The 24,922-nt window shown below is 72.0% G+C and carries 20 protein-coding genes and 1 riboswitch; of the genes, 10 read left to right on the top strand and 10 right to left on the bottom strand.

The window, feature by feature from the left end:
- Positions 1–67 precede the first annotated feature (67 nt).
- A riboswitch (SAM riboswitch) is annotated at positions 68–175 on the top strand.
- From I847_RS0114480 to I847_RS0114465, 4 genes are all read left to right on the top strand, one after another.
- On the top strand, positions 173–1,219 hold the full coding sequence (locus tag I847_RS0114480; RefSeq protein WP_231384234.1) for an ABC transporter permease: 1,047 nt from the start codon (positions 173–175) through the stop codon (positions 1,217–1,219). Its footprint overlaps the riboswitch before it by 3 nt.
- A 1-nt stretch (position 1,220) precedes the next feature.
- Positions 1,221–2,150 (top strand): ABC transporter permease, encoded by a 930-nt coding sequence (locus tag I847_RS0114475; RefSeq protein ID WP_034610391.1) that lies wholly within the window; start codon positions 1,221–1,223, stop codon positions 2,148–2,150.
- Entirely contained in the window at positions 2,147–3,778 is a 1,632-nt protein-coding gene (locus I847_RS0114470) for an ABC transporter ATP-binding protein (RefSeq protein ID WP_028050272.1), read from the top strand. The genes I847_RS0114475 and I847_RS0114470 overlap by 4 nt, the downstream gene beginning before the upstream one ends.
- A 63-nt stretch (positions 3,779–3,841) precedes the next feature.
- Positions 3,842–5,491, top strand: a complete 1,650-nt coding sequence (locus tag I847_RS0114465; RefSeq protein ID WP_028050271.1) for an ABC transporter substrate-binding protein — start codon at positions 3,842–3,844, stop codon at positions 5,489–5,491.
- A gap of 135 nt (positions 5,492–5,626) precedes the next feature.
- Here the strand turns inward: I847_RS0114465 and proB are convergent, their stop codons facing one another.
- From proB to I847_RS23855, 5 genes are all read right to left on the bottom strand, one after another.
- A complete protein-coding gene (gene proB, locus I847_RS0114460) occupies positions 5,627–6,775 on the bottom strand; it encodes a glutamate 5-kinase (RefSeq protein ID WP_028050270.1) in 1,149 nt (382 codons plus the stop codon).
- Between the two features lie 49 nt (positions 6,776–6,824).
- Complete coding sequence (gene obgE / locus I847_RS0114455; protein WP_028050269.1) at positions 6,825–8,348, bottom strand: GTPase ObgE; 1,524 nt, start codon at positions 8,346–8,348, stop codon at positions 6,825–6,827.
- A 113-nt stretch (positions 8,349–8,461) separates the two neighbouring features.
- Entirely contained in the window at positions 8,462–8,722 is a 261-nt protein-coding gene (gene rpmA / locus I847_RS0114450) for a 50S ribosomal protein L27 (protein WP_028050268.1), read from the bottom strand.
- 60 nt (positions 8,723–8,782) lie between these two features.
- Positions 8,783–9,091 carry a 50S ribosomal protein L21 gene (gene rplU, locus I847_RS0114445; protein WP_196804576.1) on the bottom strand — a complete coding sequence of 103 codons (309 nt, stop codon included), beginning with the start codon at positions 9,089–9,091 and terminating at the stop codon, positions 8,783–8,785.
- A gap of 272 nt (positions 9,092–9,363) precedes the next feature.
- The gene (locus tag I847_RS23855; protein WP_081680958.1) at positions 9,364–12,678 is read right to left on the bottom strand and encodes an Rne/Rng family ribonuclease; all 3,315 of its coding nucleotides are present in this window, start codon (positions 12,676–12,678) and stop codon (positions 9,364–9,366) included.
- A 499-nt stretch (positions 12,679–13,177) separates the two neighbouring features.
- Here I847_RS23855 and I847_RS0114435 point away from each other — a divergent pair, with 499 nt between their 5' ends.
- Genes I847_RS0114435 through I847_RS0114415 form a run of 5 tightly spaced genes read left to right on the top strand, consistent with a single transcriptional unit; the run spans position 13,178 to position 20,803 of the window.
- On the top strand, positions 13,178–14,671 hold the full coding sequence (locus I847_RS0114435; RefSeq protein WP_028050266.1) for a cytochrome ubiquinol oxidase subunit I: 1,494 nt from the start codon (positions 13,178–13,180) through the stop codon (positions 14,669–14,671).
- A gap of 13 nt (positions 14,672–14,684) precedes the next feature.
- Positions 14,685–15,746 carry a cytochrome d ubiquinol oxidase subunit II gene (gene cydB / locus I847_RS0114430; protein ID WP_028050265.1) on the top strand — a complete coding sequence of 354 codons (1,062 nt, stop codon included), beginning with the start codon at positions 14,685–14,687 and terminating at the stop codon, positions 15,744–15,746.
- The gene (gene cydD / locus I847_RS0114425) at positions 15,743–17,377 is read left to right on the top strand and encodes a thiol reductant ABC exporter subunit CydD (protein WP_028050264.1); all 1,635 of its coding nucleotides are present in this window, start codon (positions 15,743–15,745) and stop codon (positions 17,375–17,377) included. The genes cydB and cydD overlap by 4 nt, the downstream gene beginning before the upstream one ends.
- Positions 17,374–19,134 carry a thiol reductant ABC exporter subunit CydC gene (gene cydC, locus I847_RS0114420; protein ID WP_028050263.1) on the top strand — a complete coding sequence of 587 codons (1,761 nt, stop codon included), beginning with the start codon at positions 17,374–17,376 and terminating at the stop codon, positions 19,132–19,134. Before cydD ends, cydC begins: the two co-directional genes overlap by 4 nt.
- Positions 19,127–20,803 (top strand): GAF domain-containing sensor histidine kinase, encoded by a 1,677-nt coding sequence (locus tag I847_RS0114415; RefSeq protein ID WP_028050262.1) that lies wholly within the window; start codon positions 19,127–19,129, stop codon positions 20,801–20,803. The genes cydC and I847_RS0114415 overlap by 8 nt, the downstream gene beginning before the upstream one ends.
- Before the next feature lie 21 nt (positions 20,804–20,824).
- Here the strand turns inward: I847_RS0114415 and I847_RS0114410 are convergent, their stop codons facing one another.
- Positions 20,825–21,451 (bottom strand): response regulator transcription factor, encoded by a 627-nt coding sequence (locus I847_RS0114410; RefSeq protein WP_028050261.1) that lies wholly within the window; start codon positions 21,449–21,451, stop codon positions 20,825–20,827.
- A 68-nt stretch (positions 21,452–21,519) separates the two neighbouring features.
- Between I847_RS0114410 and I847_RS0114405 the strand changes: the two genes are divergently transcribed.
- On the top strand, positions 21,520–22,467 hold the full coding sequence (locus tag I847_RS0114405) for an NAD(P)-dependent oxidoreductase (RefSeq protein ID WP_028050260.1): 948 nt from the start codon (positions 21,520–21,522) through the stop codon (positions 22,465–22,467).
- Here I847_RS0114405 and mutM read toward each other — a convergent pair.
- The 4 genes from mutM to I847_RS0114385 are packed head-to-tail and all read right to left on the bottom strand — an operon-like array spanning position 22,464 to position 24,899.
- The gene (gene mutM, locus I847_RS0114400) at positions 22,464–23,354 is read right to left on the bottom strand and encodes a bifunctional DNA-formamidopyrimidine glycosylase/DNA-(apurinic or apyrimidinic site) lyase (protein ID WP_028050259.1); all 891 of its coding nucleotides are present in this window, start codon (positions 23,352–23,354) and stop codon (positions 22,464–22,466) included. The genes I847_RS0114405 and mutM overlap by 4 nt on opposite strands.
- Positions 23,355–23,372: 18 nt before the next feature.
- Entirely contained in the window at positions 23,373–24,071 is a 699-nt protein-coding gene (gene rnc, locus I847_RS0114395) for a ribonuclease III (protein WP_028050258.1), read from the bottom strand.
- Between the two features lie 49 nt (positions 24,072–24,120).
- A complete protein-coding gene (gene rpmF, locus I847_RS0114390) occupies positions 24,121–24,318 on the bottom strand; it encodes a 50S ribosomal protein L32 (protein WP_028050257.1) in 198 nt (65 codons plus the stop codon).
- A gap of 2 nt (positions 24,319–24,320) precedes the next feature.
- On the bottom strand, positions 24,321–24,899 hold the full coding sequence (locus I847_RS0114385; protein ID WP_028050256.1) for a DUF177 domain-containing protein: 579 nt from the start codon (positions 24,897–24,899) through the stop codon (positions 24,321–24,323).
- Positions 24,900–24,922 lie beyond the last annotated feature (23 nt).

The following is a 24,922-nucleotide window of genomic DNA, read 5'->3' as shown; positions in this document are numbered from 1 at the left end:
TGTCCAGTTCGTGAGACGTCCCGGCAGACCGTTGACGACGACCGACCGGGTCCCTACTTTCACGGCCGGTCTCGAGCTCCGGCGACAAACCCTGGTTGGTCGGACAGCAACCCTTCCCGTGACGGGGTGCTCCAGGTGACGACCCGGCACGGCACCCGCCGTGCAAGCACAGATGACGAAGCGAGGTACGACCGATGCGCGCCTACCGCCGGGGCCCACGATGAACCGCTACGTGCTCGCCCGTCTCGGGCAGGCGCTCCTGGTGCTCTGGGCGGCCTACACGGTCTCGTTCGTCGTGCTCTACGCGCTGCCCGGTGACCCCGTCTCGCTGATGTACGGGAGCGACTCCTCGGACGTCACCCCGGCGCAGCTCGACGCGCTGCGAGCGCAGTACGGGCTCGACCAGCCCCTGCCGGCGCAGTACGTCACGCACCTGGGCGCCGCCCTGCACGGAGACCTCGGCTCGTCGGTCGTCCTGCACCGCCCCGTCGCCGCCCTGATCGCCGACGCCGTCCCGTCGACCGCGTCCATCGCCGCCGCCGCGTTCCTGCTCGCGCTCGTGGTGGGCGGTGGGCTGGCCGTCGTCGCCACCCTCGCCCGTTCGCGCGGACTGTCCAACGCCCTCCTCGGTCTGCCGCCGCTCGGCGTCGCGATCCCGTCCTTCTGGTTCGGCCTGATGCTCGTGCAGTGGTTCTCGTTCGCCCACCCGATCTTCCCGGCCGTCGGCAACAAGGGCTTCTCCTCGATCGTGCTCCCGGCGGTGACGCTGGCCGTGCCGACGGCCGCGATCATCGCGCAGATGCTGTCCCGGAGCCTCCAGCACAGCCTGCGGCAGCCGTACGTGGACACCGCACGCGCGAAGGGCGCGGGCCCGGTGCGTGTCCACTTCCGGCACGCGCTGCGCAACGCCTCGCTCCCCGCCCTCACGGTGATCGGCCTGGTCATCGGCGAGCTCCTCGCCGGGGCCGTGGTCACCGAGACCGTGTTCTCCCGCCCGGGGATCGGCCGACTCACCGCGACCTCGGTCAGCGCGCAGGACATCCCGGTGGTGCAGGGGATCGTGCTGTTCGCCGCCGCGGTGTTCGTCCTGGTCAACCTGGCGGTGGATCTGCTCTACCCGTTGCTCGACCCCCGGATCGTGCGCCACCCACGGGCGGCCAAGGTCGCCCCTGGGGCCCAGGCCGCTCCCGCGCTCGAGCCCGCGACGGCGGGGGTGTGACATGACCGACCTCCTCGACGACCCGACGGTCGACGACTTCGCCACCACCTCCAAGGACCGCCTCGCCGACGCCCTGCGCGACCGGCAGGACGCCCAGGCCCGCGGCCGGTTCGCCTGGCTCCGTGACCTCCTGCGCACGCCCGGGCTGCTGATCGCGGCGGCCTGGATCGCCGTGGTGCTCCTCGCCGCCTTCGCGCCGAGCCTCCTCGCGCCCGGCGACCCCCTCGTCGGCGTTCCCGCGGACAAGCTGCAGGGTCCGTCGTCGGCCCACTGGTTCGGCACGGACCAGCTCGGACGCGACCTGTACACGCGGGTGGTGCACGGCACGCACCTGACCCTCGAGGCTGCCCTCGTGGCGGTCGGGGTCGGCCTGCTCGTCGGCGCGGTCGTCGGCCTCCTGGCCGGTTTCGTCGGGGGGGTGTTCGACGACGTCGTCATGCGGATCGTCGACGTGCTGCTCTCCATCCCGGCCCTGCTGCTCTCGCTCGCCCTGATCACCGCGCTCGGGTTCGGGACCGTCAAGGTGGCCGTCGCCGTCGGCCTGGCCAGCGTGGCGACCGTCTCGCGGATCATGCGGTCCGAGGTCCTGCGCGTGCGGTCGTCGGTGTACGTCGAGGCAGCGCACGCCGGAGGCAGCCGCTGGTGGTCCGTGCTGTTCCAGCACGTGCTGCCCAACGCGTCCGGTCCTGTCGTCGTCCTGGCAGCGCTGCAGCTCGGCACCGCCATCCTCGCGGTGTCCGCACTGAGCTTCCTCGGGTTCGGCGCTCCACCGCCCGCGCCCGAGTGGGGAGCCCTCGTCTCGGGCGGGCGCGACTACCTGCGCACGTCCTGGTGGCTCACCACGCTGCCAGGTCTGACGATCGCGCTCACGGTGCTGGCGGCCGGCCGCATCTCCCGGGCGATCGACCGGCAGGAGGGGAACGTCCTGTGAGCGAGCGCCTGCTGACCGTCACCGACCTCGAGGTCGCGTACCGGACCCGACGAGGCACCGTTCGCGCCGTCCGGGACGTCTCCCTGCACGTCGACGCCGGCGAGACCGTCGCGGTCGTCGGCGAGTCGGGTTCCGGCAAGTCGACCACCGCCGCGGCGGTGGTCCGGCTGCTCGCACCGGCCGCGGTCGTCGACCACGGCAGCATCGACCTCCTCGGCCATGACGTCGTCAACGCCTCCCAGCGGGCGCTGCGGAACGTCCGCGGCATCCTGGTCGGACTCGTCCCGCAGGACCCGACCGTGTCCCTCAACCCCGTGACGCGGATCGGCGAGCAGGTTGCGGAGGTCCTGCGCATCCACGGTCTCGCCGACCGCAAGAACGCCGACCTCGAGGCCGTCGAGGCGCTCCGGCGCGCGGGGCTGTCCGATCCGGAGGTCCGCGCCCGCCAGTACCCGCACGAGCTCTCGGGCGGTATGCGCCAGCGCGTGCTCATCGCCATCGCGCTCGCCGCGAAGCCGCGCCTGCTCGTGGCCGACGAGCCCACGAGCGCACTCGACGTCACGGTGCAGCGCCAGATCCTCGACCATCTCGAGCAGCTGACCACGGGAGCAGGTACCGGCGTGCTGCTCATCACGCACGACCTGGGCGTGGCCGCCGACCGTGCGGACCGCATCGTCGTGATGTCCCAGGGACGGGTCGTCGAGCAGGGCACTCCCGACGAGGTGCTCGGCTCGCCGAGCGACCCGTACACGCGCGAGCTGCTGGCCGCGGCGCCCAGCCTGCGCGGAGCCCGCGTCATCGCCGCGCCCGTGCCCCCGTCCGCCGTCCCGGTCCTCGAGGTGCGGAGGCTGACCAAGGACTTCACGCTCCCCCGCTCCGCCGGGGGCGGGACGCTCCGGGCGGTCGACGACGTCTCGTTCGTCCTGCCGAAGGGTCGCACCCTCGCGCTCGTCGGCGAGTCCGGGTCGGGCAAGTCGACCACCGCCCGGCTCGCGCTGCGGCTCGCGGAGCCGACGTCTGGGTCGGTGCTGGTCGACGGCGTCGACGTCACCCACACCCACGGAGCCGCGCTCCGGCTGCTGCGTCGCCGGATGCAGGTGGTCTACCAGAACCCCTATGCCTCGCTCGACCCGCGCTTCTCCGTCCAGCGGATCATCACCGAGCCTCTGAACGCGTTCGGGGTCGGGTCGCGGACCGAGCGCGCCGCCCGGGCCGCCGAGCTGCTGGACGTCGTCGCGCTGCCCCGCACGGTCCTCCTGCGCCGACCTGCCGAGCTCTCGGGCGGGCAGCGACAGCGCGTCGCGATCGCCCGCGCCCTCGCGCTGAAGCCCGAGCTGGTCGTCCTGGACGAGCCCGTGTCCGCGCTGGACGTCTCGGTCCAGGCGCAGATCCTCGACCTGCTGGCCCAGCTCCAGGCGGAGCTCGGGCTGTCCTACCTGTTCATCTCGCACGACCTCGCCGTGGTGCGTCAGGTGGCCCACGAGGTCGCCGTCCTGCAGCGCGGCCGCATCGTCGAGCAGGGCCCGGTCGAGGGTGTGTTCGCACGACCCGCCGACCCGTACACCGCCGAACTGCTGTCGGCCATCCCCGGCGGCCGTGTGCGCGTCGGCCAAGGGGGTGCGTCGTGACCTCGTGTCGACGCGACTGAGCCCCGCGCGCCCTCACCCACCCTCAGCAAGGAGCACCAGATCATGTCCGTCCGACGACCCTCGCGCCGTCACGCCGTCCTCCTGGCCGGCATCGCCACCACCGCCCTGCTGCTCGCCGCCTGCTCGTCGGGCTCGGACGCGGCCAGCGACGGGAGCTCGTCGAGCGCCTCGCAGGCCGCCGACACGCCGGTCGACGGCGGCGACCTCACGTTCGCCATCGGGAACGACCCGATCTCGCTGAACCCGTCCGGCATCGGCTCCGGCAACGACACCCTGTACGTGACCCGCCAGATCGTCGACTCCCTGCTCTGGCAGGACCCCGCCGACGGCTCGCTGAAGCCCTGGCTCGCCACGACGTGGGAGGCGAACGCCGACGCGACCGAGTTCACCTTCACGCTGCGCGACGGCGTGACGTTCTCCGACGGCACGCCGTTCACCGCAGACTCCGTGAAGAAGACCTTCGACGACGCGGTCGCGGCGGGTGCCAAGAGCTCCGCGGCACCGAACTTCACCGGCTACGTGGGCACGACCGCCGTCGGCCCGTTGACGGTGAAGGTCGCCTTCAAGGCGCCGAACGCGGCGTTCCCGCAGGCGACGTCCGCGGTCGCCCTCGGGATCGTCGCCGACTCCACGCTCGCGATCCCGTTCGACGACCGCGCCAGCGGCACGGGTGTCGTCGGCACCGGGCCCTTCACGCTCGACCACTACACGAAGGACACGGAGACCGTGCTGAAGGCCCGGCCCGAGTACGCCTGGGGCCCCGACGGCCGCACGAACACCGGCAACGCCCACCTCGACTCCGTCACGTTCCAGGTGATCCCCGAGGCGGGCGTGCGCACGGGAGCGCTGACCTCCGACCAGGTGAACGTGATCGGCGGCGTGCAGCCGACCGACATCGCGACCCTGAAGGACTCCGGATTCGACCTCGTGAGCCGGGCCAACCCCGGCATCACGTTCGGCCTCACGTTCAACGAGGCCGGCGCACTCGGTTCGGACCCGGCGGTCCGCGAGGCCATCGCGCTCACCGTCAACCCGACCGAGGTCCGCGACACGGCCCTCAACGACGGCTTCGCGGTCGCCGAAGGGCCGCTGGCGAGCACGACGCCGGGCGTCGCCGACGTCAGCAAGGACATCGTGACCGACCCGAAGAAGGCGGCGTCGGTCCTCGAGAAGGCCGGCTGGGCCAAGGGATCGGACGGCATCTACGCCAAGGACGGCAAGCCGCTGGCCCCAGTCCTGGTCTGGATCACGAACTTCTCCCCGAACCAGACCTCGGTCGAGCTCATCCAGCAGGAGCTCAAGGCCAACGGCATCGACGCGCAGCTCTGGAGCGGCACGGTGCCGGACTTCCAGGCGAAGCTGAAGGACGGCTCGTTCGACCTGGTGTGGGGCAACCTCAGCCGGGCCGACGGTGACGTCCTGCGCACGCAGTACTCGACGGCGGCGACGAACTTCTACAAGATCGCCGACCCCGACCTCGAGACCCTCCTGCAGAAGCAGCTGACCATCGGCGACGCGACGGAACGCAACGCCGTCCTCGCGGACGCGCAGGAGCGACTGGTCACGCAGCACCACGTGGTCCCGGTGCACGAGCTGACCACGTTCCTCGGCCTGAACAGCGACGTGCACGACGTGCAGCTGGGTGCGGACTCGCGCCTCGACCAGCTGACGCAGGCGTGGATCGGTAGCTGACACCGCACGAAGGGGCGGGCCGCAGCGTCGGCCCGCCCCTTCGTCGTTCGCGGAGAACTCCCGATCTCGGCAACGTCCGCACTCGTGGGGGCAGTAACCCCACCGAGTGCGGACGTTGCGGGGACGAAGCGCGGGCTAGCGGCGCTTGCGGACCAGGACCAGGTCGTCGCGGTGGACGAGCTCCCGGTCGTAGCCGGGGCCGAGCTCGGCGCGCAGGTCCTGCGTCGAGCGGCCGAGCAGCCCGGGCACCTCGCTCGCGTCGTAGGCCACGAGCCCGCGGCCGATCAGCGCGCCGTCCGGGCCGACGAGCTCGACGGGGTCGCCCTCCTCGAAGGCCCCCTCGAACCCGGTCACACCCGCAGGCAGGAGCGAGGTCCCCCGCTCGACGACGGCACGCACGGCACCGGCGTCGAGCACGAGCCGACCGCGGGTGTGCGCGGCGTGCGCGAGCCAGAGCCTGCGGATCGACGTGCGCCGACCGGTCGCGGTGAACCAGGTGCCGACGTCCTCGCCGGCGAGCGCCTGCGCGGCCTGGGCCGCAGACGTCAGGATCACCGGGACGCCCGACTGGGTCGCGATCGCCACCGACTCCAGCTTGGTCACCATGCCGCCCGTGCCCACGGCGCTCCCCCGCGAGGCCACGTCGATCCCCTCGAGGTCCTCCGCGACGACCACCGAGGCGATGCGCCGGGAGCCGTCCCGCGAGGGCGGTCCCGTGTAGAGCGAGTCGACGTCGCTGAGCAGCATGAGCGCGTCGGCGTGCACGAGGTGCGAGACGAGGGCGGCCAGGCGGTCGTTGTCGCCGAACCGGATCTCGTCGGTGGCGACGGCGTCGTTCTCGTTGATCACCGGCACGATGCCGAGGTCGAGCAGGCGCGTCAGGGCCCGGTGCGCGTTGCGGTAGTGCACGCGTCGGACCGTGTCGTCCGCGGTCAGCAGCACCTGCCCGACCTGCAGCCCGTGCCGCGCGAACGCCGCCGTGTAGTGCGCGACGAGGAGCCCCTGGCCCACCGAGGCGGCGGCCTGCTGGGTCGCCAGGTCCTTCGGACGAGCCGCCAGGCCGAGGGGCCCGATCCCGGCCGCGATGGCCCCGGACGACACCAGCACGACCTGGCCCCCGGCCGCGCGCCGCGCCGCGAGCACGTCGACCAGCGCGTTCAGACGCTCCGGCGCGAGCCGACCGTCGGGGGTCGTCAGGGACGAGGAGCCGATCTTCACGACGACGCGAGACGCGGTGACCAGCTGCTGGCGGTCCTGCAGGGCGTCGACGGTCACGACCGGCATTCTGCCGCGCGAACAGGGCAGATCCCGGTTGATATCCGCGAGCCGGACGTCACTCGGAGGCCGCGTCCGTCCACACGCCGGCCTCGCGCTCGGTCCAGAGCTCCTCGCGCGCCTCCGTCTTGGCGTCCATGCGCTCCTTGTACTCCTGACGCTTCTCACCACGCGTCGGACGCGACCGGTCCTCGATGCGCAGGTCGACGCCGCGAGGGCCGCCCAGGAACTCGGCGCCGGTCATGAGCGTCGGCTCCCAGTCGAAGACGACCGCATTGTGCTCGGGGCCGATCCGCACCTCGTCGCCGGGCACGGCTCCGGTCTTGAAGAGCTGCTCCTCGACGCCGAGGCGCGCGAGCCGGTCGGCGAGGTAGCCGACGGCCTCGTCGTTCGAGAAGTCCGTCTGGCGGACCCAGCGCTCAGGCTTGTCGCCACGGATCCAGAAGTAGACGCCCTGGCCCTCGACCTCGCGCCGCGTGACCGTGAACCCCGCATCGTCGACGGCCTTGGGACGCAGGACGACCCGCGTGTTCTCGGGCACAGGTGCGTCTCGACGAGCTTTGTCGACGATCTCTCCGAGCGCGAACGTGAGCGGTCGCAGACCTTCGTGGCTGGCTGTCGACACCTCGAACACGCGCAGCCCACGGGCCTCGAGCTCGGGCTTGACCAGCTCGGCCAGGTCGCGCGCCTCGGGCACGTCGATCTTGTTGAGCACGACGATCTGCGGTCGCTCGGTGATCGGCACCCGACCACCCTCGATGCTCAGGTCGCCCGCGTACGTCGCGAGCTCGGCCTCGATGACGTCGAGGTCCGAGATCGGGTCGCGGTCCGGCTCGAGGGTCGCGCAGTCGAGAACGTGCACGATGACCGCGCAGCGCTCGATGTGGCGCAGGAACTCCAGGCCCAGGCCGCGGCCCTCGGACGCGCCCGGGATGAGCCCGGGGACGTCGGCGACGGTGTACCGGGCGGTGCCGGCCTGGACGACGCCGAGGTTGGGCACCAGCGTCGTGAACGGGTAGTCGGCGATCTTCGGACGGGCCGCCGAGATGGCGGCCACGAGGCTCGACTTGCCGGCGCTCGGGTAGCCGACGAGGGCGACGTCCGCGATCGTCTTGAGCTCGAGCACGACGTCGTGCGCCTCGCCGGGCTCCCCCAGCAGCGCGAAGCCGGGGGCCTTGCGGCGGGCCGACGCCAGGGCCGCGTTGCCCAGGCCACCGCGGCCGCCGGGGGCTGCGACGTACTGGGCACCCACGCCGACGAGGTCTGCCAGCACGTTGCCCTCGACGTCCTTGACCACCGTGCCGTCCGGGACACCGAGCACGAGGTCGCCGCCCGTCGAGCCCGAGCGGTGGTCGCCCATGCCCTGGGTGCCCGACGGGGCGTGCCGGTGCGGCAGGTGGTGGTAGTCGAGCAACGTCGTGACCTGCGGGTCGACCTCGATGATCACCGATCCACCATTGCCGCCGTTGCCCCCGTCGGGGCCCGCGAGCGGCTTGAACTTCTCCCGGTGGATGGACGCACAACCGTGCCCACCGTCACCGCCGGTCGCGTGCAGCACGACCCGGTCGACGAATGTCACCACGGCTGAACCTCTCTTCTTGCTCTCGTTCGATACTCACACGCGAAAGGGGCGCACCGCACCGGTGCGCCCCTCCACGAATACCTGACGCGGACCGATGCCGCGCGTCACAACACTCAGACCTCAGCAGCCACCACGACGTCGATGACCTTGCGCCCACGGCGCGTGCCGAACGTGACGGCACCGGGGGCGAGCGCGAACAGCGTGTCGTCGCCGCCACGGCCGACGTTCACGCCGGGGTGGAAGTGCGTGCCGCGCTGGCGGACGATGATCTCGCCGGCCTTGACGACCTGGCCACCGAACCGCTTGACGCCGAGGCGCTGGGCGTTCGAGTCGCGACCGTTGCGCGAGGAGCTCGCGCCCTTCTTGTGTGCCATGACATTCCTGCTTTCGTGCTCAGAGTGTGGGGGTCCGCAGCCATCGGCCGCGGCGCGAGATCAGGAGATGCCGGTGACCTTGAGGCGGGTCAGCTTCTGGCGGTGACCCTGGCGCTTGCGGTAGCCGGTCTTGTTCTTGTACTTGAGGATGTCGATCTTGGGACCCTTCTCGTCCCGCACGACCTCCGCCGTGACCTTCACCTTGGCCAGCGCCGAGGCGTCGGTGGTGACCGTCGCACCGTCGACGAGCAGCAGGGCGGGCAGCTCGATGGTCGCGCCGGCCTGCGCGGAGAGGCGGTCGACGACGACGACGTCGCCGACAGCGACCTTCTCCTGGCGGCCGCCAGCCTTCACGATCGCGTACACCACGTTGCTGCTCATCTCTGCTCGTCGAACTGCGAATGTCGTAGAACTTGCTCGTACCTGCCCCCAGCGCCCGCGCACATCCCGCACCACCGGTCTGCGCCGGTCCCGTGGGGGGTTCGCGTCGACGCCGATCCTCAGGATCAGGCGGCACACATGATCAGCGCGCACACGACGCGCCGACGTTCAAGAGTACGGACCACACGGCTGCGGGTCAAACCTGGACGGCTCCCCCGGCGGCGACGTGACACAACGCACGCCGCCCCGGGGGGTCGGGCTCAGTGCTGGTCGTACTCGTGCTCGGTCTCGCTCGCGGACTCGTCGGCCGGCTGGGGCTCGTCGACCGGCTCGTCGACGGGCTCGTCGGCGGACTCCGTGTGGGACTGGTCTACAGACTCGTCCCCAGCCTCGTCGTCGGACTCGAACACGTCGGCCGGGACCGGGGTCAGCTCCAGCTCCTCGACCTCGCCGTCGGCCGGCTCGTCGGTCGTCGTGGTGCCGGCACCGGGGTGCGAGACCGCGAGCTCCGCGAAGACGTCCAGCGCAGCCGCCGGGCTGGCCTGCTCGGTCTCCACCTCGGTGACCTCGTGCGCGGGCGCCTCCTGGTCGAGGACCACGGCAGCAGCGTGCTCGTGCTCGTGCTCGTGCGCGTGCGCCGCTGCCGCCGCGATGGTCGCGAGGGTCGCCTTGACGGCCTCACGGGCCTCCGGCAGGACGGGAACGCCGACGTGCGGCAGGTGCAGGATCGGTTCCTTGGCCGTCCCACCACGCTTGCGGCGGGACCGCGGGGCGGCGCCGTCACCGTTCGACGGCGGGAGCTGCTCGCCGGCGTCGGGGCGCTGGTTGGCCTTCTCGATCGGCTCGTCGTGCACGATGAAGCCGCGGCCGTGGCAGTGCTCGCACGTCTCGCTGAACGCCTCGACCAGGCCCTGGCCGACCCGCTTGCGCGTCATCTGCACCAGACCCAGGGACGTGACCTCCGCGACCTGGTGCTTGGTGCGGTCGCGACCCAGGCACTCGACGAGTCGGCGCAGCACGAGGTCGCGGTTCGACTCGAGCACCATGTCGATGAAGTCGATGACGATGATCCCGCCGATGTCACGCAGCCGGAGCTGACGGACGATCTCCTCGGCGGCCTCGAGGTTGTTGCGCGTCACGGTCTCCTCGAGCGTGCCGCCGGAACCGGTGAACTTGCCGGTGTTGACGTCGACGACGGTCATCGCCTCGGTGCGGTCGATCACCAGCGAGCCGCCCGAGGGCAGCCAGACCTTGCGGTCCATGCCCTTGGCCAGCTGCTCGTCGATGCGGTGCACGGAGAACACGTCCGTCTGCGAGGTCCAGCGTTCGACCTTCTGCGCGAGGTCCGGTGCCAGCTCGTCGATGTACGACGAGATCGTCGACCACGCCTCGGCACCCTCGACGACGAGCTTCGAGAAGTCGTCGTTGAAGATGTCCCGGACCACGCGGATGGCCATGTCCGGCTCGCCCTGCAGCAGTGCGGGCGCGGACGCGGTCTTCGACTTCTTCTCGATCGCCTCCCACTGGCCCTGCAGGCGGGCGATGTCGGCGCGCAGCTCGTCCTCCGAGGCGCCCTCGGCGGCGGTGCGCACGATGACGCCGGCCGCCTCGGGGACGATCTCACGCAGGATCCGCTTGAGGCGGTTGCGCTCGGTGTCCGGGAGCTTGCGGCTGATGCCGGTCATGCCGCCACCGGGGACGTAGACCAGGTACCGGCCGGCGAGCGTGACCTGCGAGGTCAGCCGGGCACCCTTGTGCCCGATCGGGTCCTTGGTGACCTGGACGAGCACCGGGTCGCCGGACTTCAGCGCCTGCTCGATCCGGCGCGCGGAGCCGCCCTCGAGGCCCGTGGCGTCCCAGTTGACCTCGCCCGCGTACAGCACGGCGTTGCGGCCCTTGCCGACGTCGACGAAGGCCGCCTCCATGCTGGGCAGCACGTTCTGCACGCGACCGAGGTAGACGTTGCCGACCATCGACGTCTGCGCCTGGTTGGACACGTAGTGCTCGACCAGCACGCCGTCCTCGAGCACCGCGATCTGCGTCCGCGCGTTCTTCTCGCGGACGATCATCGTGCGTTCGACCGACTCACGGCGGGCCAGGAACTCGGACTCGGTGATGATCTGCCGACGACGACCGGCGTCCCGACCGTCCCGGCGGCGCTGGCGCTTGGCCTCCAGACGCGTCGAGCCACGCAGCGCGGTGACCTCGTCGCTGGGCGCCCGGGTGCGAGCCGCGCGCGGCTCGCCGCCGTCGCCCGAACCACCGGAGGAGCCGCGACGACGACGGCGCCGACGACGGCTCGTCCCGCCCTCGTCGGCGCCGGACTCGTCCGAGTCGGCCTCGTCGGAGCCGTCGGCGTCGTCCGCCGCGGCGTGCTCGTCGGTGTCGTCCTCGTCCTCGTCGGACGCGCCCGGACCGGCCGGCGAGTCGGAACGGCTTCGACGGCCACGACCGCCCCGGCGACGACGACGGCGCGGCGCACCGGTACCCGTCCCGCCGCCTTCGGCACCCTCGTCGTCCTCGTCGTCGTCCTGGTCCTCGACGTTCTCGTCCGCACCCTCGTCAGACTGTGCGAGGTCCTGCGCGAGGTCACGTGCGAACGCGGCCTCCAGGTCTTCGGCAACCGCATCCAGGGAGTCGTCGGAACCCGCAGCGGTGCCGCTGCGACCCCGCCGGCCCCGTCGACGAGAGCCGCGCGACGCCGATGACGTCCCGGTCTCCGTCGCGACGACGTCGGCCTCGACCTCGACGTCGACCTCGACGTCCTGGACGGCCTCGACGACGGCCTCCGGCTCGACCCGGTGCGCGGCCTCGGAGATCTCCTCGGGCGATCCGGTGCCGGCCTGCGCACGACGGCGCCGCGGGCGGGTCGCGCTCGGTTCCGGAGCCTGGAAGAGCAGCGCGGTGGTCGCGAGCCGCGGACCGGTCGTCGTCGTGCTGGTGGTGCTGGACGCGGGTGCGGCAGGTGCGGCAGGTGCGCTCGATGCGAACTCGGCCAGGACGTCGATCGTCGGCGTCGACTTCGGTTCCTCGGCGACCTCGGGCTCGACGTCCTCCGGGGTCTCGACGACGTCCGAGGGCTCGGTCTCGGCGACGTCCGAGGGCTCGGTCTCGGCGATGGGCTCCGGCGTCGCGACGGGGCGCGCGCTGGCGCGGCGACGACGCGGCGCCTTGGCAGGCGGTGCGTCGTCGGGGGTCGTGGCGTCCGCGGGCAGGACGGCCGGCGCCTCGACAGGCTCAGCCGGGACAGCGGAGCCCTCGGCGGCGGTCGTCTCGGTGGTCGTCTCGACGGCCTGCTCCGAGGTCACCGGAACGACGGTTCGGGTCACGCGGCGGGACTTCTTGACGGGTGCCGCGGGCGCAGCGACCTCGGCCGGCTCGATTGCGACCGGCGCCGCCACGGGCTCGGGCTGCGGGGTCGGCAGCGTCGTGATGGCCTCGGCCGGTGCATCGTTGCTCGGCGCGGCGGTGACACGGGTGGCACGGCGGCGACGCGGGGGGGACGGTGGCGCTCCGGCCCCGGCGTCCGTCGTTGCTGCTGCGTCCTGCTGGGTACGGGTGGATTCGTCGGTCACGCGAAGTGCTCCTGGGTACCGAGCATCGCCACCCACACATCAGGCGGTACTCGGCAGGTCGGTCGTCGCACGCGTTCTGCGCGGCGACGGAAAGTCGGCGGTCGTGGCTGCTGCACCGAGTCGGCGCCATCGCCTGCGAGGCCTGGCCGGCGTCCCGATCTGGGGCGTCCGACTGGCAGGGCGGCGGCTGGCGCGCACGACAAGCTGATGCTGCGAGCTCAAGGGTCCCGTGACGGTGTGGTCGCCCAGGGAGCCGCGGCCAGTATCGCACAGCGACCGGTCGTCGCGTGCTGCCACTCCGAACTGCACCACGCCGAGCTGCACCGCGCCGACGCAACCGCCCTGCCGCTCGTGCGGAGCCTGGCTCCGGAGCTCCGAGTCCCCTCTGGCCTACCGAATGTGACACGGCGTCCGCATGTGCCGAAGGTCCCTGTACTCAGACGGCCCGGCTAGAGGCAGGATGGGGAGGACCGTTGCAGACACCCGACGGAGGCATCCCGTGGACCCGCTCGACCTGGCCCGCCTACAGTTCGGCGCCACGACCGTCTACCACTTCATCTTCGTGCCGCTCACGATCGGGCTTGCACCGCTGGTCGCGATCATGCAGACCATCTGGGTGGTCACGGGCAACGAGCGCTGGCTGCGGCTGACCAAGTTCTTCGGCAAGCTCCTCCTGATCAACTTCGCGATCGGTGTGGCGACCGGCATCGTGCAGGAGTTCCAGTTCGGCATGAACTGGTCGGAGTACTCGCGGTTCGTCGGGGACGTCTTCGGGGCGCCCCTGGCCATGGAGGCACTCGCCGCGTTCTTCGTCGAGTCCACGTTCCTCGGGCTGTGGATCTTCGGGTGGGACAAGCTCCCCAAGAAGATCCACCTGGCCACCATCTGGGCCGTCGCGCTGTCCACCAACCTGTCGGCGTTCTTCATCCTCGCGGCCAACTCCTGGATGCAGCACCCGGTCGGCGCCGTCTGGAACGAGGCGACCGGCCGCGCCGAGATGAACGACATCGGCGCCGTGCTCACCAACTCGACGCTGTGGGCGGCGTTCCCGCACACCATCACGGCGGCCTTCCTCACGGCGGGCACCTTCGTCGCCGGGATCGCGGCGTGGTGGATGGTGCGTCTGGTGCGCGCCGGGCAGGTCGACAAGGCACGCGACGTCTACCGCCCCGCCGTCGTCCTGGGCGTCGTCGTCATGTTCCTCGCGGGAGTCGGGGTCGCGCTGAGCGGCGACCAGCAGGCCAAGCTGATGTTCCAGCAGCAGCCGATGAAGATGTCGTCGGCCGAGGCCCTGTGCGAGACCGTGGACGGTGCGTCGTTCTCGCTGCTGGCCATCGGTGACCTCAGCAACTCGTGCGAGGGCGTCAACCACATCATCGAGATTCCCGGGCTCACGTCGTTCCTGGCCAGCGGGGACTGGAGTGCCCCGCTCCCCGGCGTGCAGGACCTGCAGAAGCAGTACGAGGAGAAGTACGGGTTCACCGACGACGCAGGCAACCCGATCTCCTACCAGCCCAACCTCGCGATCACGTACTGGTCGTTCCGCCTGATGATCGGCTTCGGCCTCGGTTCGGCGGCGCTCGCGGTCTTCGCGTTCTGGGTGACCCGTCGTGGGCGGGTCAGCGGGAGCCCGTGGATCGGCCGGTTGGCGATCGTCGCGCTCGCGACCCCGTTCCTGGCGTCGTCCTTCGGCTGGGTCTTCACCGAGATGGGCCGCCAACCCTGGGTGGTCGCGCCCAACCCGTCAGGGGTCGACGGCGTCTGGCTGTTGACGCAGCACGGGGTGTCCACGGTCGTCAGCGCGGGAACCGTGGCCACGTCGCTGATCGCGTTCACGCTCCTCTACGGCGTGCTCGCGGTGTTCTGGTACCGCCTGATGCACCGCTACACCATCGAGGGCGTCGCGGACTCCGAGCGCGACCACAGCCCCGACAACCCCGACAACCACATCGACCCGGATGCTGCTGAGCGTCCGCTGTCGTTCGCCTACTGAGAGGAACCCGGCCATGGATCTGAACGTCGTCTGGTTCCTGCTGATCGCGGTCCTGTGGACCGGCTACCTCGTGCTCGAGGGCTTCGACTTCGGCGTCGGGATACTGCTCGGGCTCATGGCGCGCGGGGACCGTGCCGCCCGTGACCGCGACCGCCGCGTCATGATCAACACCATCGGCCCCACCTGGGACGGCAACGAGGTCTGGCTGCTCACCGCCGGCGGCGCCACGTTCGCGGCGTTCCCGGAGTGGTACGCCACGATGTTCAGCGGCTTCTACCTGCCGCTGCTGCTCATCCTGCTGGCGTTGATCGTGCGGGTCGTGGCCTTCGAGTGGCGCGGGAAGATCAACGACGACCGGTGGCGCTCGCTCGCCGACGGCGCGCTGATGGTCGGGTCCTGGGTTCCCTCGCTGCTGTGGGGCGTCGCGTTCGCCAATCTCGTGCGCGGGGTCGAGCTCGACGCGGACCACCAGTACGTCGGCGGGTTCTGGACCCTGCTCAACCCGTTCGCGCTGCTCGGCGGGGCCACCACCCTGCTCCTCTTCCTGACGCACGGAGCGGTGTTCCTGGCACTGAAGTCCGACGGCGACATCCGGGAACGGGCCGGCGCGTTCGCCGCTCGGTCGTCGATCCTGACGCTGGTCGTGGCGGGCTCCTGGGCGGTGTGGGCGCAGATCGCGTACTCGGTCGCGTGGACCTGGATCGCCGTCGCGGCCGCCGCGATCTCGCTCGTCGTGGTGGTGGTGGCTGCACGCGGTCGTCGAGAAGGGCTCGCCTTCACCGCGTCCGCCGTGGCCATCGTCTCCGCCGTCGTGCTGATCTTCGGCTCGATGTACCCGGACGTCATGCCCGCGTTCGACCCGGCCAACTCCTTGACCATCGACAACGCGTCCTCGACGCACTACACACTCGTCGTCATGACCTGGGTCGCCGTGGTCCTGACGCCGATCGTCGTGCTCTACCAGGGCTGGACGTACTGGGTGTTCCGCAAGCGCATCTCGACGTCGAGCATCCCCGAGCACACGGGCCTCACGTTCGACAAGGTCGAGCAGCCCCAGCCCGCAGCCAAGGGGTGAGGCCGCTCGACCCGCGGCTGCTGCGGTACGCCCGCTCCGCTCGGGGATACGTCTTCCTCACCACCGGGTTCGGGGTCGCGACGGCGGCTCTCGTCGTCTGCCAGGCGCTGCTGCTCGCGCACGCCCTGGGAGGCGCGGTGCACGACGGTGCGACCCTGGCCTCGCTCCGGCCGACGATCGCGTGGCTCGCGGCCGTCGTCGGCGCACGGGTGCTGGTCACGAGCGGGCAGGAACGCTTCGCTCATCGCGCGGCGACGGCGACGATCGCCGAGCTGCGCGAGCAGGTGGTCGAGCACGCGGTCGCGCTCGGACCACGCTGGCTGGCGTCCGGCGAGGGTCCGGGTGTGGTCACCCTCGCGACCCGGGGGCTCGACAACCTGCAGCCGTACTTCGTCCGGTACCTCCCGCAGCTCCTGCTGGCCGCGACCGTGACGCCCGGGGTCCTGCTGGTCGTGCTCGGCCTGGACTGGATCTCCGCCGCGATCATGGTCGGCGTTCTTCCGCTCGTCCCGATCTTCATGATCCTCGTCGGCAAGCTGACCCAAGGTCGTTCGGAGCGGGGCCTGGTCACCATGCAGCGGCTGGGCGCGCAGGTGCTCGATCTGCTGGCCGGGTTGCCCACGCTGCGCGCGCACGGTCGCGAGCGTGGGCAGGGGGCTCGGGTGCGGGCGCTCGGCGACGCCCACCGCGAGGCGACCATGGGAACGCTGCGGATCGCCTTCCTGTCCGGCATGGTGCTGGAGCTGCTGACCACGCTCTCCGTCGCGCTCGTCGCGGTCGCGATCGGGCTGCGACTCGTCGCCGGAGACCTCGCGCTCACCACCGGGATCGCGGTGCTCGTCCTCGCGCCCGAGGTCTTCCTGCCGCTGCGCCAGGTGGGCGCGCAGTTCCACGCGGCGGCCGACGGAGTCGCGGCAGCCGCGCAGGCGTTCGCCGTCCTGGAGACGCCGTTGCCGCCGGCGGGCGTCGAACCGGCCCCCGACCTGCGCACCGCCACGATCACCCTCACCGCGGTCGGCGTCCGGACGTCCGGCGGATGCACGCCCGCCGGTCTCGACCTGTCGATCCACCCCGGCGCCGTCGTCGCTCTGACCGGGCCGAGCGGCGTGGGAAAGTCGACGGCCGTCGACGTCCTGCTCGGCCTCGTCCGGCCGGACGAGGGCTCCGTGACCGTGGGGGCGCTCGACCTGTCGGAGATCGACCCCGCGACCTTCTGGTCGCAGGTGTCGTGGCTCCCCCAGCGGCCCGTCCTGGAGCCGGGCACGGTCGCGTCTGTCGTCGGGAGCTCGAACGCCGCAGCGGCCGCCCTCACGGGCCTCGACGCGGTGCTGGCCAGCGTGCCGGACGGCTGGCAGACCGAGCTCGGACGCGGCGGGGCGGGCCTCAGCCTCGGCCAGCGGCAGCGGGTCGCCCTGACCAGGGCACTGGTCTCGGACGCACCGCTGGTGATCCTCGACGAGCCGACCGCGCACCTCGACGCCGCCGGCGAGAGGGTGGTCCTCGACACCATCCGGGCGCTGCGGGAGGCCGGGCGCACGGTACTGCTCGTGGCGCACCGGCCCGCGCTCGTGGCCTGTGCCGACGTCGTCGTCGAGGTCGGTGCCAGCATCGACAGAGCCGTGCCGGTATGACGCCGCCCCGGGGAACGCTGCGCCGTGCGGTCGGGCTGCTCGACGTCGACCGTCGCCGCGTCGCGCTCGCCCTGCTGCTCGGCACCCTCGCGCTCGGCTGCGCGGTCGCGCTCGCCGGAACGGCGGCCTGGCTGATCGCCCGCGCGTCGCAGATGCCACCCGTGCTGGAGCTGTCCGTCGCCACGGTCGCCGTCCGTGCGTTCGGAGTCGGTCGCGGGGTGCTGCGCTACGTCGAGCGCCTCGTGTCGCACGATGTCGCGCTGCGCGGCATGACCCGGCTGCGCACCACGCTCTACGACCGGCTCGCCGTCGGCCGGACGGAGTCGCTGCTGCGGCTGCGTCGCGGCGACCTGCTCGCCCGGGTCGGTGCCGACGTCGACGCGGTCGGTGACGTCGTCGTCCGCGGGCTGCTGCCGATCGGGGTCGCCGCCCTTCTCGGGCTGCTCACCTCCGTCGTCATGTGCCTGTTCTGGCCACCCGCCGGGCTGGCGTTGGCCGCCTGCCTGGTCCTCGCCGGCGTCGTCGCGCCGGCGCTCGCCTCTCGGGGCGCGCGGATCAGCGAGCAGCGCGCCGTGCAGGGGCACGCGGACATGACCGCTGCGGCGCTCGGGCTGCTCGACGACGCCGGGCCGCTCGCAGTGGCCGGCCGGGTTCCCACGGAGATGACCGCGCTGCGCACGGCGGACGGCCAGATAGCCGAGGCCACCGACCGCGGCGCGCCGTCGGCGGCGATCGCCGCGGGCCTGGGCCAGCTGGCGGTCGGTCTCGCGGTGCTCGCCGCCCTCGTCACGGGCATCCCGGCCGTCACTGCGGGTCGACTCGCGGCCGTCGACCTCGCGGTGATCGTGCTGACCCCGCTCGCCGCGTTCGAGGCGACCGCGCTCCTGCCCGCCGCCATGGTCCAGGTGCACCGCTCGCGCGCCGCCGCGGCGCGGGTGCTCGCACTCCTCGACGACTCAGCCGCGACGGGCGGGACCGGCGGCGCCGGCTCGATGCAGGACGATGCGCGTCGGCCGCTGCCCGACCTCGTCGCGACCGACCTCGCCTGCGCCTGGCCGGACGGCCCGACCGTCGTGGCCGGCCTCGACCTCGCCCTGCGGCCGGGGCGGTCGGTCGCGATCGTCGGCCCCTCGGGGACAGGGAAGACGACGACGCTGCTGACGCTGGCCGGCCTGCTGCCGGAACGCTCGGGCACGCTGGTGCTCGACGGAGCCGAGATCTCGCACTACGGCCGGGAGGCGGTCGCTGCCACCGTGCTGGTCGGCACCGAGGACGCGCACGTGTTCGGCACGACGGTCCTGGAGAACCTGCGCGTCGCACGCGGCGACGTGACGCGCGAGGAGGCGACCGCAGTCCTCGACCGCGTCGCCCTGGGCGCCTGGCTGGCCGGCCTGCCGCAGGGCCTGGACACCGTGCTGGGACCCGACGCACGAACCGTCTCCGGCGGCGAGCGCCGACGCCTGCTCGTCGCTCGCGTACTGCTCTCGTCGGCACCCCTGCTGCTTCTCGACGAGCCGGCCGAGCACCTCGACCCCGCCACCGCTGATGCCCTGGTCACCGACCTCCTGCGCGATCCCCGAGGAGTCGTCGTGGTGACGCACCGCCTGAGCCCCCTCGGCGCGGCGGACGACGTGCTCTGGCTCCAGGACGGGCGGGTGCAGGCCCGCGGCACCCACGCAGACCTGCGGGCAAGCGTTCCCGACTACCGTGTGGCGCTGGAGCTCGAGAGCGAGGGCGGGGGGACGGCTCGTGCGTGACGAGGTGGCGTCCGGCTCCGACCTCAGCGCCGAGGCGCTCGACGAGCTGCTCGACGCCATGGTGGCAGTGGCCGGCGAGCTCGACCTCGAGGCGGTCCTCGACCGGTTCGTGCGGGTCAGCGCACGGCTCACCGGGGCACGGTACGGCGCGATCGACGTGCGCGACTCGCACGGCCGGTCGATCACGTTCGTCCGGACCGGCGAGGCCGGCGCGCTCGCCAAGGCACTGCGGGACGGACCGCAGCGCCCCGCGGTCCTGGGTGCCCTCCCGACCGAGGGAGCACATCGACTCGTCGACCTGCGCGAGCACCCGTCGTTCGACGGCTTCCCGCACACGGGTGCACCGGCGCCGGGCTCGTTCCTGGGCGCAACCCTGCACGTCGGCTCTCGCGTGTTCGGCCACCTGTACCTCGCCGGCAAGCCGGTGCCCTTCACGGCCGCCGACGAGAAGATCGTCGCGGCGCTCGCCGGCGCCGCTGGTGCCGCGGTCGGCAACGCCCAGCTGTACGCCGAGGCCGAGCGTCGAGAGACCTGGCTGCGGGCCGAGCAGGCGATCACGACCATGCTCCTGGAGGGTGTGGACGCCGAAGACGCGCTCCGGCACATCGCGTCGACCGCCCGTGAGGTGGGCGAGGCCCAGACCGTCGCGCTCGCGCTGCCCGGGGTCGGAGGCGAGCTGATCGTCGAGCTGGCGGTCGGTCAGGACGGCGAGCGCCTGGTCGGCACGCCCATGCCGACCGGTTCGCGGGCCGACCTGGTCCTCGTGACCGGCACGGGGATGAGGATCCCGTCGCTCCAGGATGCCGAGACCGTCGCCTCGCCGGTCATGCGTGCGTTCGGGCCGGCACTGTTCGCCCCGTTCCACGCGCCCGGCCGCGGCCTCGGCGTGCTGATCCTGCTCCGCGCGACGGGTGGGCCCCAGTTCGACGACGCCGACCTGGCTACCGCCGTGTCGTTCTCCCAGCGGGCCGCGCTCGCCTACGTCCTCGCTCAGGCGAGGGCCGCCGAGGACGCGGCGGCACTCGTCGACGAACGCGAGCGGATCGCCCGGGACCTGCACGACCTCGCGATCCAGCAGCTCTTCGCCACCGGCCTGCAGCTCGAGACGGTGCGCCGCCGTGCCGCCCGCGGCGTCGACCCCGCCGAGCTGACCGACGTCGTGGACCTCGCGCTGGAGAACGTCGACGGCTCGGTCCGCGAGATCCGGCACATCGTGCACGACCTGCGCGACCCGGACGGCAGCGTCGGGCTCGTCGCCCGCCTGCGGCGCGAGGTCGAGCTCGCGCGGACCGGGCTCGGGTTCGCACCTCGGTTCGTCGCGACGCTGGACGGCACGACGGCGACGGAGGGCGACCTCGACGAGGACCGGCTCGACGAACGCGTCGGTGGATCTCTGGCCTCGGACGTCGTCGCCGTCGTGCGCGAGGCGCTCGCCAACGCCGCCCGGCACGCCGAGGCCCATGCCGTCGCCGTACGGCTCGTCGTGACCCCGTCTGCGGTGCTCGTCGAGGTGCAGGACGACGGCATCGGCATCCCGGCGGACCCCGCGCGCCGGTCGGGGACAGTGAATCTCGCTTCGCGGGCACGTGCGCGGGAAGGGACGTTCGCGGTGCGACCCGTGCACGACGGTGTCGGCACGCTGCTCGCGTGGTCGGCACCTCTGTCCTGACCAGAGGGGTCGACGCAGGCGTCAGGAGCTCGGCTCGCCACGCCAACCGGAGTGCTTGCGCGACGCCACCCAGGCGGCGACCTGCGTCCGGCGCTGCAGACCCATCTTGGCGAGGATCGACGTCGTGTGGTTCTTCACCGTCTTCTCCACGACGCCGAGCCGCTCCGCGATCTCCCGGTTGGACAGCCCGTCCGCGATGAGGTCGACCACGCGCGCCTCACTCGGCGTAAGGGTGCTCCGCAGGTCCCCGTTCTCGCCGCGGTGACGGATCACCGACCGCTCGTCGAGCAGGATCCGGCCCGCGGCCACGGCTCGGATGGCGTCGGCGATCTCGCTGCCGCGCACGGTCTTGAGCAGGAACGCGACGGCGCCGGCCTCCAGCGCCGCATCCACGGCGTCCTCGTCACCGAACGACGTGAGCACGATGGAACGCGTGTCCGGGAGGGCCCGGTGCAGGGCGAGCATCAGGTCGACACCCGTGCCGTCCGGCAGGAGCAGGTCCACGAGGACGACCTGGGGTCGTACCAGACCTGCCCGGTGCAGCCCCTCGGCCACCGAGCTCGCCTCCGCGACGACACGCATGCCGTCGGCACGGTCGACGACCTCCGCGATCCCGCGACGCACGACCTCGTGGTCGTCGACGATCATCACCGAGATGGGCCACCCCTCGACGACTGCGGGAGCGCTGATGGCTGGCACGGTGGCATCGTAGCGAGGTGACTACCCTGCTGCTGCCCTCATCGATGTCCGATTCGCCGACCGTTCCGACCGGTGTCCAGGTGGCCCGCTACGACATCGCCCAGCCGCTGCCCGACGACGTGCTGGACGCCGAGGCTCTCGTCGTCTGGGGCAACGGGGACCGCCAGCTGTCGGACGCCGCCCGCAGGTTGACCCGGCTGCGGTGGGTCCAGACGCTCGCCGCGGGCCCGGACGCGGTGCTGGCTGCCGGGTTCGCTCCGGAGGTGACCATCACCTCGGGCCGCGGTCTGCACGACGGACCGGTCGCCGAGCACACTCTCGCCCTGCTGCTGGCGGCCGCGCGCCGGTTGCCCGAGTGCGTGCGCGCGCAGGACGAGCATCGGTGGGCCCACGAGCTCGGCGGCATGCAGGCGTTCCGCCCGGGTATGGAGTTCCGCAGCCTGGCGGGAGCACGTGTGCTGATCTGGGGCTTCGGCTCGATCGCCGCACGGCTCGCTCCGCTGCTGACCGCGCTCGGCGCAGAGGTACAGGGCGTCGCGCGGACCGCGGGCACCCGGCACGGGTACCCCGTCATCTCGACCTTCGACCTGCCCGATGCCCTCCCCCGGGCTGACGTCCTCGTCTCGCTCCTGCCGGCGACGCCCCAGAACTCGCGTGTTCTCGACCGCGCGGTCTTCGACCTGCTCCCGAACCACGCGTTCGTGGTCAACGTGGGCCGGGGTTCGGTCCTCGACGAGGAGGCGCTCCTGAGTGCGGTCCGCGACGGCCTGATCGCGGGCGCAGCCCTGGACGTCTTCGACACGGAGCCGCTGCCGGCCGGCTCACCGCTCTGGGCCGAACCGCGGATCCTGCTCACGCCCCACGCAGCGGGAGGCAGACCGCTCGGCGCGGGCGAGCTCGTGAGCGAGAACCTCGTGGCGTTCCTGGCCGGGAGTGAGCTGAAGAACGTCGTCGCCCGCGGCTAGAAGCGACCGCTGCGCGGCCGGGGCTGGCAGTGCGGGCAGCTGTAGGACGAGCGGTTCATGAACTCGTCGCGCCGCACCGGCGTGCCGCAGCGCGGACAGGGCCGCCCCTCCTGGCCGTAGACCTTGAGCGACCGGTCGAAGTACCCCGAGTTCCCGTTCACGTTCACGTACAGCGCGTCGAAGCTCGTGCCGCCCTGCTCGAGCGCCTCGCTCATGACCTCTCGGGCGCCCGCGAGCGCACGCTCGACCTCGGCCACCCGGAGCTTCTCCGTGGGTCGTGCGTAGTGCAGCTGCGCACGCCAGAGGCCCTCGTCCGCGTAGATGTTGCCGATGCCCGACACGAGGGTCTGGTCGAGCAGAGCGCGCTTGATCCCGGTCTTCCGCGTGCGGACGCCCCTGACGAGCGCGTCGTGGTCGAGAGCCGGGTCCAGCAGGTCGCGCGCGATGTGGGCGACGGGCTCCGGGACGACCGGACGGTCGGCGCCGAGCCCTCCAGGTGCTCCGTCCGCCGTCGGCACGAGGTCCGGCACGCTCAGGTGCCCGAACGTCCGCTGGTCGACGAAGTCGAGGAAGCCGTCGTCGAGGGTCAGTCGCACGCGCAGGTGCGGGTGGTCGACCGGTTCGGTGCGGACCAGCAGCTGGCCGCTCATGCCGAGGTGCGCCATCAGGGCGTCGTCCTCGTCGTCGAGCAGGAGCCACAGGAACTTGCCACGGCGAACCGCTGCCTCGAGGCGTCGTCCGGAGAGCCGGCCGGCGAAGTCGAGCGGACCGCCCACGTGCCGGCGGACGGAGTAGTCGCGATGCACCTCCACCCGGGAGACCGTGCGGCCCAGCACGTGACGCGCGAGTCCGTCGCGGACGGTCTCGACCTCGGGCAGCTCGGGCACGTGCGTGTTCGAGCCGGATCAGGCCTGCGCCGAGCGCAGATCCTCGAGCGTGCGGTACGCGTCGGCCGCGGCGTCCTGCTCGGCCACCTTCTTGGCGCGGCCGACCCCCACGCCACGGGTCACGCCGTCGACGACGGCCCGCGCGGTGAACGTGCGGGCGTGGTCGGGACCCTCGCCGTCGACGTCGTAGACCGGCGCCCCGAGACCCATGGCCGCGGACAGCTCCTGCAGCGACGTCTTCCAGTCGAGGCCGGCGCCCAGGTCGGCAGCGGCCACGAGCGACGGGCCGACGAGCCGCTCGACCAGGGCGCGCGCGGTCTCGAGACCGTGCGACAGGTAGACCGCGCCGAACACCGCCTCGAGGGTGTCGGACAGGATCGAGTCCTTCTGCGTCCCCCCGGTCGACAGCTCACCCTTGCCCAGCAGCACGTAGCTGCCCAGGTCGAGCTCCCGGGCGACGACGGCGAGCGCGCGCTGGGACACCGTGGCTGCCCGCATCTTGGCGAGCGAGCCCTCGGAGAGCGAGGGATGCGTCCGGAACAAGGACTCCGTGACGACGAGCCCGAGCACCGTGTCACCGAGGAACTCGAGCCGCTCGTTGGTCGGCAGCCCGCCGGCCTCGTGCGCGAAGGACCGGTGCGTCAGTGCAAGCACAAGAAGCTCGGGGTCCAGATGGACCCCGAGCTTCTCGAGCAGCTGGTCAGCCGTGGCACTCACGCCGGTCCTCCGGTCATCGGGTGCAGCACGGCGTCGCTCAGCGACGTGCTCAGCGAACCTCGAACTCGCTACGGACAGCCTCGGCGTACGAGCGGTCCTTGTAGGTACCGCACGACGGGCATGCCGTGTGCGGCATCTTGTTCGCCTTGCACTTGGGGCAGGTGTGGAGCGTCGTGGCAGTGGTCTTCCACTGCGACCGACGCGCACGGGTGTTGCTGCGCGACATCTTGCGCTTCGGAACAGCCACGGCTAGCTCTCTTTCGTCTCGTCGTTCGAGCTCACGAGGCCGCCCAGAGCGGCCCAGCGAGGATCAAGCGTCTCATGCGAATGGTCAGGGTCGTCCGCCAGCCGGGCACCACACTCGGAGCACAGGCCAGGGCAGTCGGGGCGGCACAGCGGCTGGAACGGCAGAGCCGGGACAACCGTGTCTCGCAACGCAGGCTCGAGGTCGATCAGGTCACCCTCGAGCTCACGCACGTCCTCCTCGTCGTCTCCGTCCTCGGCCGCAACTGCCGCACGCTCGGGATAGACGTACAGCTCCGTGAGCGAGACATCGACATCCTCGATGACCTCACCCAGGCAGCGCACGCACTCCCCGATCGCCCGGCTGCGGACGGATCCGGTGACCAGGACCCCCTCCATGACCGCCTCGAGCCGCAGATCCAGCTCGACGTCGTTCCCGGTGGGGACGCCGATCACGTCAGTACCGAGATCCTCCGGGGCGCCCACGGTGCGCTGCACGGTCCGCGTCGATCCTGGACGTCTCCCGAGCTCGTGCGTGTCGAGCACGAAGGGCGAACGAGGATCGAGGTGAACAGGGCGCTGCACGGCCAGGGTCCCCTCGTTGATCT

This window comes from Cellulomonas sp. URHD0024 (assembly GCF_000426185.1).
Taxonomy (GTDB): domain Bacteria; phylum Actinomycetota; class Actinomycetes; order Actinomycetales; family Cellulomonadaceae; genus Cellulomonas.
This window is presented reverse-complemented; position numbering and strand designations above follow the sequence as displayed.

What these genes read in the sequence shown, in the direction of transcription:
- I847_RS0114480 (WP_231384234.1), top strand. Translation starts at nt 173, where the DNA reads ATGACGAAGCGAGGTACGACCGATGCGCGCCTACCGCCGGGGCCCACG.
- I847_RS0114475 (WP_034610391.1), top strand. Translation starts at nt 1,221, where the DNA reads ATGACCGACCTCCTCGACGACCCGACGGTCGACGACTTCGCCACCACC.
- I847_RS0114465 (WP_028050271.1), top strand. Translation starts at nt 3,842, where the DNA reads ATGTCCGTCCGACGACCCTCGCGCCGTCACGCCGTCCTCCTGGCCGGC.
- proB (WP_028050270.1), bottom strand. Translation starts at nt 6,775, where the DNA reads ATGCCGGTCGTGACCGTCGACGCCCTGCAGGACCGCCAGCAGCTGGTC.
- rpmA (WP_028050268.1), bottom strand. Translation starts at nt 8,722, where the DNA reads ATGGCACACAAGAAGGGCGCGAGCTCCTCGCGCAACGGTCGCGACTCG.
- cydB (WP_028050265.1), top strand. Translation starts at nt 14,685, where the DNA reads ATGGATCTGAACGTCGTCTGGTTCCTGCTGATCGCGGTCCTGTGGACC.
- cydC (WP_028050263.1), top strand. Translation starts at nt 17,374, where the DNA reads ATGACGCCGCCCCGGGGAACGCTGCGCCGTGCGGTCGGGCTGCTCGAC.
- I847_RS0114410 (WP_028050261.1), bottom strand. Translation starts at nt 21,451, where the DNA reads ATGATCGTCGACGACCACGAGGTCGTGCGTCGCGGGATCGCGGAGGTC.